The organism is Actinoplanes sp. NBRC 103695 (assembly GCF_030269485.1).
Taxonomy (GTDB): domain Bacteria; phylum Actinomycetota; class Actinomycetes; order Mycobacteriales; family Micromonosporaceae; genus Actinoplanes.
Genome location: NZ_BSTL01000003.1, coordinates 35559 through 53210 on the forward strand (window position 1 = coordinate 35559; position 17652 = coordinate 53210).

At 71.1% G+C, this 17652-nt stretch carries 9 protein-coding genes; 6 read left to right on the plus strand and 3 right to left on the minus strand.

Annotated elements, in window-relative coordinates; genetic code table 11:
- Positions 1-3: 3 nt before the first annotated feature.
- Positions 4-1995 (plus strand): ABC transporter ATP-binding protein, encoded by a 1992-nt coding sequence (locus tag QSK31_RS05090; protein WP_285681492.1) that lies wholly within the window; start codon positions 4-6, stop codon positions 1993-1995.
- Here QSK31_RS05090 and QSK31_RS05095 read toward each other — a convergent pair.
- Both QSK31_RS05095 and chvE read right to left on the minus strand, forming a co-directional pair.
- Positions 1969-3543 (minus strand): methyl-accepting chemotaxis protein, encoded by a 1575-nt coding sequence (locus QSK31_RS05095; protein ID WP_285681494.1) that lies wholly within the window; start codon positions 3541-3543, stop codon positions 1969-1971. The two genes, QSK31_RS05090 and QSK31_RS05095, sit on opposite strands and share 27 nt — an antisense overlap.
- A gap of 17 nt (positions 3544-3560) precedes the next feature.
- Positions 3561-4637 (minus strand): multiple monosaccharide ABC transporter substrate-binding protein, encoded by a 1077-nt coding sequence (gene chvE, locus QSK31_RS05100; protein ID WP_285681495.1) that lies wholly within the window; start codon positions 4635-4637, stop codon positions 3561-3563.
- Between the two features lie 115 nt (positions 4638-4752).
- Between chvE and QSK31_RS05105 the strand changes: the two genes are divergently transcribed.
- Both QSK31_RS05105 and QSK31_RS05110 read left to right on the plus strand, forming a co-directional pair.
- Positions 4753-8115 (plus strand): TIR domain-containing protein, encoded by a 3363-nt coding sequence (locus QSK31_RS05105; RefSeq protein ID WP_285681497.1) that lies wholly within the window; start codon positions 4753-4755, stop codon positions 8113-8115.
- Positions 8116-8153: 38 nt separating this feature from the next.
- A complete protein-coding gene (locus QSK31_RS05110; protein ID WP_285681499.1) occupies positions 8154-11537 on the plus strand; it encodes a TIR domain-containing protein in 3384 nt (1127 codons plus the stop codon).
- Between the two features lie 7 nt (positions 11538-11544).
- On the opposite strand, the gene QSK31_RS05115 is transcribed toward QSK31_RS05110, so the two are convergent.
- Positions 11545-13083 carry a phospholipase D-like domain-containing protein gene (locus QSK31_RS05115; protein ID WP_285681501.1) on the minus strand — a complete coding sequence of 513 codons (1539 nt, stop codon included), beginning with the start codon at positions 13081-13083 and terminating at the stop codon, positions 11545-11547.
- Between the two features lie 73 nt (positions 13084-13156).
- Here QSK31_RS05115 and QSK31_RS05120 point away from each other — a divergent pair, with 73 nt between their 5' ends.
- The 3 genes from QSK31_RS05120 to QSK31_RS05130 all read left to right on the plus strand — a co-directional run bounded on the left by QSK31_RS05120 (position 13157) and on the right by QSK31_RS05130 (position 17443).
- Positions 13157-14350, plus strand: a complete 1194-nt coding sequence (locus QSK31_RS05120; RefSeq protein WP_285681503.1) for a carbohydrate-binding protein — start codon at positions 13157-13159, stop codon at positions 14348-14350.
- A gap of 747 nt (positions 14351-15097) precedes the next feature.
- Positions 15098-15349 (plus strand): hypothetical protein, encoded by a 252-nt coding sequence (locus QSK31_RS05125; protein ID WP_285681504.1) that lies wholly within the window; start codon positions 15098-15100, stop codon positions 15347-15349.
- Between the two features lie 144 nt (positions 15350-15493).
- Complete coding sequence (locus QSK31_RS05130) at positions 15494-17443, plus strand: tachylectin-related carbohydrate-binding protein (protein ID WP_285681505.1); 1950 nt, start codon at positions 15494-15496, stop codon at positions 17441-17443.
- The last annotated feature ends 209 nt before the right edge of the window (positions 17444-17652 follow it).

The window sequence follows — 17652 nt, forward strand, 5'->3', positions numbered from 1 at the left end:
GCGATGACCGAACCCCTGCTCGAGCTGCGCGACCTCGACACCGAGATCGCGGTGCGCCGCGGCGCCGTGCACGCCCTCGACGGCGTCAGCCTGCGCGTGATGCCCGGCGAGACCCTCGGCATCGTGGGGGAGTCCGGCAGCGGCAAGACGATGACCGCGCTGTCCATCATGGGTCTGCTGCCCTCCGGCGGCCGGGTGACCGGCGGCGAGATCCTCTTCGAGGGGCGGGACCTGCGTTCGCTCCCGCCGGACGAGGTTCGCCGCATCCGTGGCGTACGCATGGGAATGGTCTTCCAGGATCCGTTCACCTCGCTCAACCCGACCATGCGCATCGGCGCCCAGGTCGCCGAGCCGCTGCGGGTGCACGAGAAGGCCGGCCGGGCCGAGGCCCGCGAGCGCGCCGTCGAGATCCTCCGACGGGTCGGCATGCCCCGCCCGGACAGGATCGCCGGCAACTACCCGCACGAGCTGTCCGGCGGCATGCGGCAGCGGGTCGCGATCGCGATGGCGCTGAGCTGCTCCCCGCGCCTGCTCATCGCCGACGAGCCGACCACCGCACTGGACGTCACCACGCAGCGGCAGATCCTCGAGCTCATCGACGATCTGCGCGAGGAACTCGGGATGGCGGTCATCCTGGTCACCCACGACCTGGGCGTGATCGCGGGCCGCGCCGACCGGGTCGCGGTGATGTACGCCGGCCGCGTCGTCGAGACCGCCGCCACCCGCGAGTTGTTCCGCGCGCCCCGCCACCGCTACACCGAGGCCCTGCTGGAGTCGCTGCCCGAGGCGGCCGACGGCGAACGCCTTTACAGCATTCCCGGCCTGCCCCCCGACCTGTCCCAGCCGCTGACCGGCTGCCGGTTCGCGCCGCGCTGCCGGCACGTCACCGACGAGTGCCGCGCCGCCGACATCCCGCTGACCGGCGACACGCACCAGTTCGCCTGCCTGCACCCCGCCGCAAATCAAGATCAACTTCATGCTCGGGTACGCCCGGAGCGCGCGCCCGCCGCGGAGCGGCCGCCACTGCTCTCGATCCGCGGCCTGGTCAAGAACTACGGGCAGGTCAGCGCCGTCGCCGACGTGTCCTTCGACGTGGCGCCGGGGGAGACCTTCGGCCTGGTCGGCGAGTCCGGCTGCGGCAAGTCCACGGTGGGCCGCCTCGCCGTGGGCCTGGAACGGCCCAGCGCCGGCCGGATCACCCTGGACGGCACGGACATCGCCGGTCTGAGCGGCCGGGAGCGGCGCCGCATGCACCGCCAGGTCCAGCTGATGTTCCAGGACAGCTACGCCGCCATGAACCCGCGGATGCGCGTCGACGCCATCCTCGCCGAGCCGCTGGAGATCCAGAAGGTCGGCGACCGCCGCGCTCGCATCGACACCCTGCTCGACCAGGTGGGGCTGTCCCGGCAGGTCCTCGAGCGCTACCCGCACGAGTTCTCCGGCGGCCAGCTGCAGCGCATCGGCCTGGCCCGCTCGCTGGCCCTGCACCCGCGCCTGATCGTCGGCGACGAGCCGGTGAGCGCACTGGACGTGTCGATCCAGGCCCAGGTCCTCAACCTGATGCGCGACCTGCAGCAGGAGCTCGGCCTGGCGTACGTGTTCATCAGTCACGACCTGTCCGTCGTCGACTACATGGCCGACCGGATCGGCGTCATGTACCTCGGCAAACTCGTCGAGGTCGGGCCGGCCGGGGACGTGGTGCGCAACGCCCGCCACCCGTACACGCGGGCGCTGATCGATGCCGTCCCGACCATCGACGCCCCCACCGTCGAGGGCCTCACTGCCGACGGCCGGGCCCGCGAGCGGATCGCCATCGAGGGTGAGCTGCCCAGCGCCCTGAATCCGCCTACCGGCTGCCGGTTCCGGACCCGCTGCCCGCTGGCCGCGGAGATCTGCGAGACCGAGCCGCCGCTGACCGGCGACACGCACCAGGTGGCCTGCCACTTCCCGCTGCGACCGGCGCGGGCCTCAGGAGCGGAAGTGGCTCACCAGTGACTGCAGGTCCTGTGCCATCTTGCTGAGCTCGGTCACCGCGTTCCGGGACTCGGCGATGCCCTTCGTGCTGACCTGGGTCGCGGTGGCCAGCCCGGTGATGTTGTCGGCGATGTGACCCGCGCCGGAGGCCGCCAGCGCGACGCTGCGGCTGATCTCCTCGGTGGTCGCGGTCTGCTCCTCGACGGCGCCGGCGATGGTGGCCTGGTAGCCGTTGATGCTCGCGATCACCGAGGTGATCTCGCCGATGGCGCTGACCGCCCCGGCCGTGTCCGTCTGGATGGCCTGCACGCGCTGCGAGATGTCGTCGGTGGCCCGGGCGGTCTCCTGCGCCAGCTCCTTGACCTCGCCCGCGACGACCGCGAACCCCTTGCCCGACTCGCCGGCCCGGGCCGCCTCGATGGTCGCGTTGAGCGCCAGCAGGTTCGTCTGCTCAGCGATGCTCGTGATGACCTTGATGACCGTGGCGATCTCGGTGGACGACTCGCCGAGCTTGCCGATCTGCGCCGTGGTCGCCTCGGCCACCTCGACCGCCCGCGCGGCGACCCGGGCCGCCTCGGCGGCGTTGTGTGCGATGTCGCGGATCGAGCCGCCCATCTCGTTCGCGCCGGTCGCGACCGAGGAGACGTTCTCGGAAACCTCCGACGCCGCCCGCGAGACGCCCTGCGCCTGCTCCGACGCCTGCTGGGCGGACGACATCATGGTGCCGGACGTGGCGGTCAGCTGCTCCGCGGCCGCGGCCACCGAGTGCGCGGAGGCGGTCACCGAGCTGACGACGCGGCGCATGTTCGCCTGGGCCTCGTCGAGCGCGAGCGCCATCTGGCCCACCTCGTCGCGGCTGTTCACGGCCGCCCCGACCGTGAGGTCACCGGCGGCCATGGCCTGGAGCGCCCCGCGTACCCGCAGCAGAGGCCGGGTGATGGACACGACGACCAGCTGGGCCAGCAGGCAGACGAGGACGGCGGCCAGCGCGACCACCAGCCAGAGCACGTGCTGAGCGTTCGCCCGGGCCTCGTCCGCCGCGGCCTCGGCCCGGGTCACGGTGTCGATGAACAGGGTTCGTTCGTTGTCGAGCACGGCGCTGATCAGGTAGTTGTCGACGCCGACCTGCTCCGAGGCCAGACGCGCGCCGTCCCGGTCCGCGGCCGCGCCGTCGACGAAGCGCCGCAGGGTGACGGTGTAGTCGGCGGTCACGCTCTTGACCCGGCCCACCGCGGCGGCCAGCCCGCCGGGCAAAGGGATCTTCTCCAGCTGGACGACGAGGTCGTTGGTCGCCGCGATCTGCTCCTGGAGCGGCTTCACCTGCTGCGCGGGGTTGTCCCGGATGACCGCGCCCTGGCCGAGGGCCTTGAGCTCGGTCGCCTTCTGATCGATCCGCAGCACCAGGGTGCTCGCGGCGTTGATCTCCTTCTGCTGCTCCGCGGTCCGGGTCGCGGTCCGGTCACCCGCGATCGTCACGATCAGGCAGGTCGCCAGGGCGGCCAGGCTCGCCACGACCAGCATGGCCAGCTTCGCGCGGATCGGTAGGTCCAGGAAACGCCTCGTGTTCACGCTCGTCCTCCGCCGGTTCAACCGGCCAGCTGGTCGGCGGTGAAATAGCCGCCGTCGACCAGGACCCGGCGATAGTTCGTCCTGTCCACGTCCACCGGCTGGAGCAGGAACGCCGGCACCACCTTGACGCCGTTGTCGTACTGCTTGGTGTCGTTGACCTCGGGGGTGCCGCCGGTCAGCAGGGAGTTGGCCATCTGCACGGCGACCTTCGCCAGTTCCCGGGTGTCCTTGTAGACGGTCTCGGACTGCTTGCCGGCCGCGATCAGCTTGACCGAGTCCAGTTCGGCGTCCTGGCCGGTGATGATCGGCAGCCGCCGCCGGTCGGCCACCAGCGCCTCCAGGATGCCGCGGCTGAGGCCGTCGTACGGCGACAGGACCGCGTCGAGCCGCTCGTCGGCGAGCGGACCGGCGAGCAGGCGTTGCATCCGCGTCTTGGCCACGGCGCCGTCCCACCGCAGCGTCGCCACCCGCCGGAAGCTGGTCTCGCCGCTGACGACCCGCAACTTCCGCGATCTCAGGTACGGCCGCAGCACGCTCATCGAGCCGTCGAAGAAGAAGTCGGCGTTGTTGTCGTCCGGGGATCCGGCGAACAGCTCGATGGTGAACGGCCCCCGCGCCTCCGGCAGGCCGAGCGCCTCGACGATGTACCTGGCCTGCAGGACGCCGACCTTGAAGTTGTCGAAGGTGGCGTAGTAGTCGACGTCCGGGGTGTCCCGGATCAGCCGGTCGTAGGCGATCACCGGGATTCCGGCGGTGGCGGCGGAGGCGAGCACGTCCTTCAGGGCGCCGCCGTCGACCGAGCCGATCACCAGAGCCCGGACGCGGTTGTCGATCATGCCCTGGATCTGGCTGATCTGACCCTTCACGTCGTCCTCGGCGTACTGCAGGTCGGTCTTGTACCCGAGCAGTTCGAACTGCTGTTCCATGCCGCGGCCGTCGCTGAGCCAGCGCTCCGACTTCGTGGTCGGCAAGGAGATGCCGATCGTCCCGCGGTCCGGCGCCGCGACGCTGATCTCCGGGGCGGCGCAGGCCGCGGACGTCGCCAGCACGATGACGCTCGCGACAGCGAGCAGCAGAACCCTGGGCAACCGCACGTCCCGACGATGCCACGGCTGGGTGCCTCATATTCGGTATTTCTGCGGATAGGCCGGAATTCCGATGGCCGGGTTTGGTGGTTGCGCGTGTGACGTGCAGAATCGACCATCGCCGATGCTGTTATCTCCACGGGGGCTTCTGGTGTCGTTCAACGGGTTCATTTCGTACAGTCATGCCGCGGACGGGCGGCTCGCGCCGGCGGTTCAGCGTGGTTTGCATCGGTTGGCGAAGCCGTGGCATCGTCGCCGTGCGCTGTGGATCTTCCGGGACCAGACCGGGCTTTCGGTCACCCCCGCGCTGTGGACCTCCATCCAGAAGGCCTTGGACAACTCCGAGTACTTCGTGTTGATGGCGTCTCCGGAGGCGGCGCAGTCACCGTGGGTGAATCGCGAGATCGAGCATTGGGTCGCGACCAAGCCGCTGGATCGCATCCTTCCCGTGGTCACCGACGGCGAGTGGCGGTGGGATCCGGTGGCCAAGGACTTCGACGCCGAGTCCACCTCGGTGCCGGCCGCGCTGCGCGGGGTGTTCGCGGAGGAGCCGCTCTACCTGGACCTGCGGTGGGCTCGCGACGACCGCCACCTGAGCTTGCGGCACTCCCGTTTCCGGGACGCGATCGCTCAGCTGGCCGCGCCGATGCACGGTGTGAGCAAGGACGATCTGGAGGGTGAGGACGTCCGCCAGCATCGCCGTGCGGGCCGGATGCGGCTGTCCGCGGTGGCCTCGCTGCTGGTGCTGACTGTGCTGGCCTCGGTGACCGGTTTGTCGGCGGTGCAGAATGCCGCCCGGGCCAACGCGTCCGCGGTGGAGGCCAGGCAGCAGCAGAAGGAGGCTTCGGCCCAGCGCGGGCATGCGGAGCGGTTCGCCACCGAGGCTCAGCAGCAGGAGGAGAAGGCGCGCGACCAGGAGGCGCGGGCGCGGGCCGCGGCGGCCGAGGCGGATCGGCAGGAGGAGTCGGCGCGGGCGCAGAAGGCTCTGGCTGACAAGGCCAAGGGTGACGTCAAGGTCCAGCTGGACAAGGCGGACAAGGCGGCGGCGCGGGCCAAGGAGCAGCAGCGGCTGGCCGCGCGCCAGGGGGTGCTGGCGCGCGAGTCGGCGGCCGAGTCGCGCAAGCAGCAGCAGCGGGCCAAGGAGCAGGAGCGGATCGCCCGGGAACAGGAGCGGCTGGCCGGCGAGGCGGGCGCGGAGGCCGCCAAGCAGAAGAAGATCGCCGGTGAGCAGCAGAAACTGGCCGCCGCCGCGGAGGCGCAGGCGCGCGCACAGGAGCAGATCGCCCGCGATCAGGAGGCGAAGGCGAAGGAGGCCGGCGACGAGGCGGCCCGCCAGCAGAAGATCGCGATCAGCCGCCGCCTGGTCAACCAGGCCAAGGCCACGGTCACCGACAACCCGCGGACGGCGTTCAAACTCGGCGTCGCCGCGCAGAAGGTCAGCCCCACGGACGAGATCAAGCGGGACGTGACCGGCCTGATCACCTCCACCAGGCAGCTGAGCACGATCGACGACGTGTTCCAGACCTCGTACGGGCCGCGCGGCCCGTTCGCCACCGGCGCCCCCGACGGGACCGTGTCGTTGTGGGACATGGCCGAGCCGGCCAATCCGCGGCGCCTCGCCACGATCAAGGAGCCCGGCGCCGAGTACGCCCACGTGTCGGTCAGCCCGGACGGGAAGACGCTGGCCATCGGCTGGTCGGACGGCGCGGCCCTGTGGAACGTGACCAACCCGGCCGATCCCGTCCGCCTCGCGCAGCTGCCTCCGGGCCGGTACGGCGTCGTCGTCTTCAGCCCGGACAACCGCACCCTCGCCACCGGCAACCGCACCGTCGAGGCCGGTGAGCCCGAGGACGACAACGGGTACGCGTCGCTGTGGGACGTGACCGACCGCACCAGCCCGGCCAAGCTTTCTGAGCTGCACGGCCCCGGCATGGAATCGGCCTACGACATGGCGTTCGGCAACGGCGGCCAGACCCTCGTGGTCCAGCACTTCGGGGCAGTCGTCTGGGACCTCACCGACCGGGCCAACCCGGTGAAGCGCAGTCAGATCAACGAGCTCCACAACTCGGCCGGGATGGCCTTCCACCCGTTCCTGTCGTTGCTGGCCATCGGCGACCTGAGCGGCGCGGTCACCGTCTACGACATGAACGACCTGTCGCAGCCGCGGGTCTGGTACACCTCCCGGAGCAGTTCCCACGAGAACCTCACGCTGGCCTACAGCCCGGACGGGAGCCGCCTGATCGCCGGGTTCTACGACGGCACGACCATCGTCTGGAACACGGCCGCCGGCAACATGTACGAGCTCGCCCGGGTGACGGGCCGCGTCGGGGTCACGTCGCTCGGTATGAGCCGGGACAACCGCACCCTGCTCACCGTGGAGTCGGCGGAGACCGCGGTGCTGTGGAACATGGAGGACTTCGCCACCCCGGAACGGCGCGCCACCCTCCCGGGGCACGACAACGGCGTGCTGTCGGTGACGTACTCGACCGACGGAAAGACCCTGATGAGCATCGGATGGGACAACCAGGCCATCTTCTGGGACGTGTCCGGCTCCGAGCCGGTCCGGCGGGCGACCGTCCCGCTGCTGAACGGCCGGCGGATCGTGCAGGGGGCGATCAGCGCGGACGGCCGTACCGCCGTCGCCGTCGACAACGACGGACTGCTCCTGCTGACCGACACGTCCGATCCCGCGAACCCGGCGCCGTTCGCCGGCACGCACCTCGGGAACAGTCTGTCGTTGATACAGCTCAGTCCGGACGGGAGTCGCCTGGCGCTGATCGTCGGCACGCACCTCCAGATGTTCGACGTGAGCGAGCACCGCGGCATGCGCCTGCTCACCGACATGCCGATCCCCGTTCAGCCGCCGCGGGCGATGGCCTTCAGCCCGGACGGGCAGATGCTGGCCTTCACCTACCACAAGACGGTGAACCTGTGGGATCTCCGCAACCCCGCGTCGCCGCAGAAGGTCGCCACCCTGTCCGGGCACGCCGACCAGACCATGTCGGTGGCGTTCGGGCCGACCGGGAAGACCGTGGCCACCGGCAGCGCCGACCGCACCGTGATCCTCTGGGACATCACCGACCTCAAGGAGCCGGAGCGGTACTCCACCCTGACCGGCGCCTACTACCCGATCGCCAGGGTCGCCTTCAGCGCGAACGGCCGGACCCTCATCGCCGGTGAGACGTCCAGGTCGTCGACCATCTGGGACGTCGCCGAGCCGGCCCGGCCGATCCGGCTCTCCCGGATCCTGACCAACCACGCGTACGAACGGGGCGCGCTCGCCTTCAGCCCGGACGGCCGGACCCTCGCCGTCGGCACCGACCAGGACCTGCGGGAAGGGGTCGGCATCTGGGACCTGACGCGGCAGAACAACCTCCGGGCGGACCCGGGTGCCTTCGGCTGCACCGTCACCGGCAAGGGCCTCACCGAACGGGAATGGGTCCGCCTCATCCCCGAGCTGCCCTACGAGCGCACCTGCGCCGGCTGAGTCCCTCGGCGGTCCACGCAACTCCATAGGAGCTTCTGGTGTCGTTCAACGGGTTCATTTCGTACAGTCATGCCGCGGACGGGCGGCTCGCGCCGGCGGTTCAGCGTGGTTTGCATCGGTTGGCGAAGCCGTGGCATCGTCGCCGTGCGCTGTGGATCTTCCGGGACCAGACCGGGCTTTCGGTCACCCCCGCGCTGTGGACCTCCATCCAGAAGGCCTTGGACAACTCCGAGTACTTCGTGTTGATGGCGTCTCCGGAGGCGGCGCAGTCACCGTGGGTGAATCGCGAGATCGAGCATTGGGTCGCGACCAAGCCGCTGGATCGCATCCTTCCCGTGGTCACCGACGGCGAGTGGCGGTGGGATCCGGTGGCCAAGGACTTCGACGCCGAGTCCACCTCGGTGCCGGCCGCGCTGCGCGGGGTGTTCGCGGAGGAGCCGCTCTACCTGGACCTGCGGTGGGCTCGCGACGACCGCCACCTGAGCTTGCGGCACTCCCGTTTCCGGGAGGCGGTCGCTCAGCGGGCCGCGCCGATGCACGGTGTGAGCAAGGACGATCTGGAGGGTGAGGACGTCCGCCAGCATCGCCGTGCGGGCCGGATGCGGCTGTCCGCGGTGGCCTCGCTGCTGGTGCTGACTGTGCTGGCCTCGGTGACCGGTTTGTCGGCGGTGCAGAATGCCGCCCGGGCCAACGCGTCCGCGGTGGAGGCCAGGCAGCAGCAGAAGGAGGCTTCGGCCCAGCGCGGGCATGCGGAGCGGTTCGCCACCGAGGCTCAGCAGCAGGAGGAGAAGGCGCGCGACCAGGAGGCGCGGGCGCGGGCCGCGGCGGCCGAGGCGGATCGGCAGGAGGAGTCGGCGCGGGCGCAGAAGGCTCTGGCTGACAAGGCCAAGGGTGACGTCAAGGTCCAGCTGGACAAGGCGGACAAGGCGGCGGCGCGGGCCAAGGAGCAGCAGCGGCTGGCCGCGCGCCAGGGGGTGCTGGCGCGCGAGTCGGCGGCCGAGTCGCGCAAGCAGCAGCAGCGGGCCAAGGAGCAGGAGCGGATCGCCCGGGAACAGGAGCGGCTGGCCGGCGAGGCGGGTGACGAGGCTGCCAAGCAGAAGAAGATCGCCAGGGACCAGGCGAAGCTGGCCACCGAGGCGGCGGCGCAGGCTCGCAAGCAGGAGCAGATCGCCCTTCAGCAGGAGAAGAAGGCCAAGGCAGCCGGCGAGGACGCTGCCCGCCAGCAGAAGATCGCGATCAGCCGCCGCCTCGTCAACCAGGCCACGGCCATCGTCGGCGACGACCCGCGGACCGCGTTCCAGCTCGGCGCCGCCGCGCAGAAGGTCGACCCGTCGGCCGAGGTCAAACGGGATGTGGCCGGCCTCGTCGCGTCCACCCGGCACGTCGGCGACATCGCCGACGTGTACCGGACCGCGCACGGCCCGGACGGCCTCCTCGCGACCGTCTCGTTTTACGGGGTCGCCTCGCTGTGGAACGTGACCGACGCCCCCAGGCCGCTGCGGCTCGGCACGGTCGCCGAGCCCGGAGTGAGCAACCCCGGCGTCGCGCTCAGCCCGGACGGGAAGACGCTCGCGATCGTCTGGGACCAGGGCGGCGCGCTCTGGGACGTGACCGATCCGGCCAACCCGGCCCGCGTCGCGGAGCTGCCGGAGGGCCGGCACTATTCCGTCGCCGCTTTCAGCCCGGACGGCCGCACCCTCGCCACCGGTGTCCGCGTCCCGACCGAGGGGCCGGAAGGGCCGGGTGGACCGGAGGGTCCCAACGGCTACGCGGCTCTGTGGGACGTCACCGACCGCACCCGGCCGGCCGAGCTCGCGGTGCTCGCCGGCGGCAAGATGTTCGCGGCTTACGAGCTCGTCTTCAGTGCGGACAGCAAGACCCTCGTGGCCGCGCACCGCGAGGCGGTCGTCTGGGACGTCAGCGACCCCGCGCACCCGGTCAAGCGCAGCCAGATCGACATGCGCGACACGACGTACGGCATGGCGTTCAGCCCGTCCCAGCCCCAGCTGGCCCTCGGGGACTCGAGCGGGGTGGTCACCGTCCACAACCTGGAGGATCCGTCACACCCGGTGCCGTTGTACACCTTCACCAGCGGGCTCCGGGGCAACATGTCGCTCGCGTTCACCTCGGACGGGCGCCGGCTGGCCGCCGGGTTCAGCGACGGCACTGCCATCGTCTGGGAGGTGACCCTGGGAGACCAGCGCGAGGTGGCCAGGCTGGCCGGCCGGATCAACGTCACGTCGCTCGGGTTCACCCGGGACGACCGGACCCTGGTGACCGTGGAGGGGTCCCAGAACGCGGTCCTGTGGAGCATGGAGGATCTCGCCGGTCCGGCACGACGCGCCCGGCTCCGGGCGCACGAGACCGGTGTGCAGCTGGTTCAGTACGCCGCCGACGGCCGTTCGATGGTGACCACGGGCTGGGACGGCAATGCCGTCTTCTGGGACGTGCCGCGCGGCAGAGCGCCGGTCCAGCAAGGCATCGCGCCGGGCGGAGTGCCGGTCCGGCAAGCCACCGTCGTGCTGCACGGCGGCCGGCGGGCCGACCGGACGACCTTCAGCGCCGATCTGCACACCGTGGTCTCCGCCGACGACGAGGGCCGGATCACCATGAGGGACACGACCGATCCGGCCGCGCCGCAGACTTTCGCCTCGATGCGGCTGCCGTTCCTGCCGATGGACCTGAAGCTCAGCTCGGACGGGCGCTACCTGGCGATAGCCGGCGGCGGTGTGGTTCAGCTGTGGGACGTGGGCGACCACGCCGATCTGCGCCGGCTCAGCGAGAATACGGTCGGCGCGGGGCCCACCTCACTCGCCTTCAGCCCGGACGGGACGGCCCTGGCCGTCGCGACCAGCAACATCGTGGGGCTGTGGGACATCGTCGCCGACCCGTCGGAGCCGCGCACGATAACCAAGATGGCCGACCCGTCCGCGGACGTGCGGACGGTGGCGTTCGCGCCCAGTGGCAACATCCTGGCCGCCGGCGGCTACCGCACCGTGATCCTCTGGGACGTCACCGACCGCGCAAACCCGCAGCGGGTCTCCGCCCTGACCGGCCACGCCGACGGGATCTCGAGGATCGCCTTCAACGCCGACGGCACGACCATGGCCGTCGGCGACCGGGCCCGCTGGGCGACGCTGTGGGACATCGCCCAGCCCGCACGGCCGATCCGGCTCTCGCGCATCGACAGCTTCGACGCGCTCCGCGACGGGGCTCTCACCTTCAGCCCGGACGCGACCACGCTCGCCATCGGCGACGACGACGGCGCCGGGGACGTCGTCCTGTGGGACCTGGCGCGGCTCAACCGCCTCCGCGCCGACCCGGCCGCCTTCGGCTGCGTGATGGCCGTCAAGGGCCTCACCCCCGCGGAGTGGCGCCGCCTCATCCCCGAGCTCGACTACCAGCCCACCTGTAACGGCTGAGCCGTGCTCAGGGCGGCCCGACGAAGGTCAGCACCGACTCGAGCGGGTCGAAACCGGCCGGCAGGTCCGGGGTGCGCCACGAGCCGGCCGGGGCCCGCGGCGGCAGCCACTCCGGACGGAAGATGCCCATCGCCAGGTCGAGGTCCTCGAGGTGCGGGCGCAGCTCGTCGGTGATCGGCGTACGCAGGTGCTCGGCCCACAGCCGCACCCGCAGGTCCCGGACGTCGTTCCCGGTGGTGACCACCGCCGTCGTCAGCTCGGTGTCCACGCCGGCCATCGACCGGCTGAAGAAGTTGGCCGAGCCGACCGCGGCGAACCGGTCGTCCACGATGACGATCTTGGCGTGCACGGTCAGGTGCTCGACCCGCCAGAGGCCCACGTTGCGGCGGAGCTGCTGCGGCAGCGGGTCGATCACCTTTCTCTGCAGGTCGGCGTTCACCGCGCCGTTGATCAGCGGCGCGGACTCCGCCGGATCCCGGGTGCCGGAGCCGACCAGGATCACCTTCACCCCGCGGGCCGCCGCCGCCCGCAGGTACGGGTACAGCTCGAAGCGGTGATCGCCGCCCGGATACTCACGGAAATACTGGTCCTCGATGTAGACGTAGCGCCGCGCGGCGCCGATCGCCTGCACCAGGGTCAGGTAGACCTCGTGAACGCCGTCCGGCGACACGTCGCTGTAGTGCCGGCGCTCCCACGGCAGCAGCGAGTCGATGTACCACGGCCCGACCGACCGCAGGACCTGGCAGGCCGAGCCGGGCGCCGGCCGGGCGGGCTGCGGCGGAGGCGAGCCGATCTGCAGCGGTATGCCCGGCGGGTTGAGCACCGGCAGGCCCTTCACCGCCGGCCAGAAGTACCGCCGGCGCGGCAGGTTCACCGCGCCGATCCAGCGCATCCGCAGCGCCCGCCAGACGTCGGTGGTGGCCGGGCCACGGATGATCGTCCCGGCGTCGTGCCAGCCCCAGCGGCCACCGCGCACGGCCAGCCGCCGATGCGGTGTCTCGTCGACCCGGCTGGCGGCGTAGTCGATGCCCCCGACACCGGCGATGAGCTCCGTGCCGCGGCGTACCAGAGTGATCTTCTGATGGTTGGAACCGACGCCCGAGCCGGACCAGTCGAGCAGGACCCGGTCGGCCAGCGGCGGGGGACCGGTGCGCTTGTCTCCGTCCAGCCGCCAGCGCCGCAACCGGTGCGCCGAGCTGACGTTCTGGTGGAACGGCCCGATCGTCGGCCGCACGATGCTGCTGCTCACGACCGCGCCGGCCAGGATCACCCGGACGTCAACGCCGTTGCCGGCGAGACCGGCCAGCAGATCCCCGAGCGGCTGATACCCGGGCTCACCGGCCTGCTTCCCGGTGAGATCCATGTCGGGTTCGAGCTGAAGACCGCAGATGTACGCCGCGTCGCCCGGCTCGAGCGACGTCAGCAGGTCCAGCATCCGCCGCATCCAGAGGCGGCCGTCGACGACGAGTTCGACCGACGAGTTCTCGCGGTGCGGCGTGACCGCGGAGGAGAAGTAGCGGGTCACAAGATCGTCGAGCGGCGCCATGGACAAGACCCTATTAACATCGTCAACAGTTAAGAGTATTGACAGTATGTTGTGCATCTATCACTCTCGATGGATGAGCGCATCGCGACGGTGGGTGGCCCTGGTCGCCGCCCTGATGATGACGGGCCTGATGAGCGCACCGGCCGCAGCCGCCGACGTGACCGTCCAGGTCGTCTGCACCGCTCCCGCCTGGGCCGAGGGCACCTACTACGCCGCCGGAGCCCAGGTGACCTACACCGGGCGCCTCTACCGATCCCGGGTCAGTCACACGCCGCCGCCCGGCGCCGGCTGGACACCTGTCGCGGCCGCCTCCCTCTGGGAGGACCTCGGCGCCTGCGACAGCACTCCGCCACCCACCGACCCGCCACCCACCGACCCGCCACCCACCCCCGGCGGGCTCGCCCACGCGCCCTACGTGGACATGGGAGCATGGCCCTCGCCGAACCTGCCCTCGATGGTCAGCGCCGGCAACCTGCGGAACGTGACGCTGGCGTTCATCACCGCGTCCGCCTGCAAAGCCATGTGGTTCAACGCCTACGACCCGCGGCAGGGCTGGGCGCGCGACCAGATCGACGCCGTACGGGCCCGCGGGGGAGACGTGAAGATCTCCTTCGGCGGCGCCACCGGCATCGAACTGGCCCAGGCGTGCACCGGCGTGGCCGCGCTCCAGGCCGAATACCAGGCCGTGGTCAGCGCGTACAACCTGAAGTACATCGACCTCGACATCGAGGGCGGCGCGACCGGCGACCCCGCGTCGGTGGCCCGCCGCTCCCAGGCGCTGGCCGCCCTGCAACGGGCCAACCCCGGCCTGCGGATCTCGTTCACGCTGCCGGTGCTGCCCGAGGGCCTGACCGCCGACGGGTTGGGCGTGGTCCGCTCCGCCCGCGACGCCGGCGTCAACGTCGACCTGGTCAACGTCATGGCCATGGACTACTACCGCAACGGCGACTACGGCGACCTCGCCGTCGCTGCGGCCAACGCTACGTTTGCCCAGGTCAAGTCGCTCTACCCCGGGCGCACCGACGCGCAGGTCTGGAAGATGATCGGCGTCACCCCGATGCTCGGCCAGAACGACGACGGCCGCGTCTACGACCAGAACGACGCGCGCCAGCTGGTGTCCTTCGCCCAGGGCCGGCACCTGGGGATGCTCAGCTTCTGGGAGCTCGGCCGGGACGCGAACGCCTGCAGCGGGCCGCTCTACCGGTGCACGAACATCGCCCAGCAGCCGTACGAGTTCAGCCGGATCTTCGCCGCGTACGCCGGCTGAGACCCCTCGTTCCCGTTCCCGTTCCGTTCCCGTTCCCGTTCCGTTCCGTCCCGTCCGTTCCGTTCCGTCCGTTCCGCCCGTCCCGTCGCGTCCGGGTTGGGTCGCCGCTTGCGCTGAGGTCGGGTCGGGTCGGGCCGGGTCGCTGCTCGCGCCGCGCTTGGGGCCGGGCTGGGTCTCCGCTTGCGCTGGGGTTGGGGTTGGGCCGGCTCGCCAGGCGCCCAGGTGCCCACTCGCCGTCACTGCCGCCGCTCGCGGCAGTGGCCGGGTCCGGAGTGGTAGGACCGGGCGGCATCCGAGCCCGACTCACCGCCACTGGCTACCGCGAGCGCGGACCGTGGTAGCGCACGACGGTGTCTGCGCGCGGATGCCGCGCCTGGCCACCACTGGTGCGAGTTCCTACCACCAGCGTGCGCTCCTACCACTCGCGCGCCCAGCCGGGGCCCGGACCGGCGGCAGTGGCGGTGAGTGGGCAGTGGGGGCGCCTGGCAACCGGGCTGGGGTGCGACGCGGCGTGGGTGGCGGCAGTGGCGGTGAGTGGGCAGTGGGGCCGCTGGCAACCGGGCTGGGACCCTACCCGGCGCGGGCGGTGGCAGTGACGGTGATGGGGCACCGAGAGTGCCGGCAACGCGGCGAGGGCGGGCACCCGGGGGCGGGTTGGCGGCAGTGGCGGTGATTGGGCATCGAGAGTGCCGGGCAACGCGGCGAGGGCGGACACCCGGCGGGTTGGCGGAACCCTAAGGTTGGGGCATGACTGACGAGACGAACGCCGAGCGGCTCCGTGCGGAGCTGGCTGACATCGACGCCCAGATCGCGGAGCTGCGCCGGCTCGACGGGGACGCCCAGTCGCGGCGGGGTGTTGACGGCGCCGCGTCCGAGGGGATCATCAAGCCGGAGGAGCGCGCCACCGAGCTGACCGGCATCGCCGAGAACGAGGCCGTGATCGACATTCTGACCCAGCGCCGCGAGGGCCTCGCGGAGAAGCTCCGCGCGCTGGGCTGACCTCTCTTCGGGGCGCGGCTGACGTCGTCGATTCGCTGTGCGGGCGCCGCCTGCTGGTCATGAAGTGCGCCGCGGGCCACGAGTCATCGAGACGCCGGATTCGGTAACATCGGCCGCGTTCGATGACACGGGGGAGACGGCATCATGCTGAAAAGATTTGGCGTCGCGGCGGCCGCGGCGCTGGTGACCATTCCGCTGCTGGTGGTGGCCGGCGGCGGCGCCGCGCAGGCGGCTGACACGTTCGAGTGTTCCGGGGCGGCGCCGGTGTTCAACGCCGCCTCCGACGGCAAGGGGCGGGAGCGCAAGCTCAACTCGCCGGGGACCAGCAGCGCCGCCTTCGCCACGGCGGAGAGCGGGGCCGGCTCGGTGTGGAATACCTATCCGCGGATCCTCGGCGGTCCGAACGGCCGGATCTACGGCATCAACGACCAAGGCGCGTTCCGTTACCGCTACACCGGCAACAACACCTTCGAGACCAAGCCGGACGGCTCCCAGCGCACCCAGCTGACCAACAGCTGGCAGCGGTTCGCGCAGCCGTCATTCCGCGACATGATCACCGTGGATGAGATCGGCGACTTCTACCTGGTCGACGGCAACGGCCACCTGCGCTGGTACCGCTTCAACGAGACTACCGGCACGTTCCTCTGGAACCGGGTGATCGACAACGGCTGGAACCGCTACAACCTGATCGTCGCCGCCGGGCCGGGCGTCATCTACGGCCGCACCACCGACGGTGGCCTCTTCCGCAGCCGCTTCGAGCCGACCAGCCAGCGCTGGGTCGAGCAGCACCGGCAGGTCGGGAGCGGGGTGTGGAGCTCCTTCACCAAGGGCATCTTCTCAGCCGGCGGTGACACCCTGTTCGGCATCAAGGCCGACGGCAACCTGATCCACTACCGCTACCGCGAGGACAACAACTCGTGGGCGCTCCTCACCAAGGACGTCGGCGACGGTTACCAGGCCTTCCCCAACACGTGGGCGAACACCGACACGTGCAAGCTGACCGACCGGCACGTGCCGGCCCGCCCGGCCGTGACCGAGTCGTACAGCCCGACGGTCGCGATCCAGCGCCCGGCCGGCGGCACCGTCCTGGGCGCCCTCGAGTACGTGTACGCCGACAACATCGGCCAGCTCCGGCACGGCTTCCAGAACGACCCCGACCAGTTCGGCTCGATCCAGTGGACGGCCGGGGACGCCAGCCAGGTGTTCACCGGGCGGCCGTCGCTGGTGGTGAACCCGCAGGGCGACGTCCGCGTGTTCGCGCACCAGTGGAACAGTGACGCCTGGTCCTACACCCGGCTGCCCGCACCGAGCACGGCGTTCGCCGCGGGCCTCGACTTCGGTGGCGCGCTGCGGTCCCGGCCCGTCGGGGTCCGGCTGTCCGACGGCACGCCGGCCGTGTTCGGGCTGGACGCCGAGGGCGGGCTGTGGTTCCGCGGGTGGGACGGCGTGGTCAACGAGCTGCTCGCCTGGAAGCGGTTGAGCGGCGGCGCGGCCGGGGAGCTGACGGTGGTGGCCGGGACCGACGGCAAGGCGTCGATCTTCGCACTCGACCCGGACGGCACCCCGATCGTCGCGACCTACTTCGCCGGCACCATCTCGGCGTGGACCGAGCTGGGCGGCACCGGCTTCACCGGCACTCTCGCCGTCGTCAAGATGCCGGGGCAGTTCCTGCGCGTGTTCGGCCGTGCGGCCGACGGCCACCTCCTGACCCAGCAGCAGACGCCGGCCGGCGTCTTCCCCGGGGTCTGGCAGCCGGTGGGCGACTTCGTCAGCACCGGATCGCCGGCCGCGGTGCTCGACCCGCCGACCGGCCGCCTGGTGGTGGTCGCCCGGGGTGCGGACAGTGAGATCCACCGGGTCTTCGAGACCACGGCCGGCTCACAGACCTGGGGCGGCTGGCTGCCTCTCGCCAACGGCGGCTCCGACCCGGCGGCGACCGATCCCACGATCACCTCGTACACGGGCGGCAGCGGCCAGACCTACATGATCGTCTTCCGCAATGTGGACAACGCCAACCGGGTCTACACCCGGGACACGTCCTTCGCCCGGAAGGCGGCGGCCGAGCCTCGCTTCGGCGTTCATGGGCTGAAGTAGCCGGACCACCCGGGACAACCCGGCGGTGGGGCACCGAGGGTGACCCACCGCCGGGCCGGCGTGTGGGCCACGGTCACGTTCCGTCGCGCGTACTCATAAGGGTTTCCAAGGTTGTCGTGCCGGGCTCTGGGTGTGGTGCGGGCGTTGGTCGTGCTTGTCCTGTCGTTGGGCATCGTGAGAGTAATTTCGGCCGATACGATGTGGTTCGC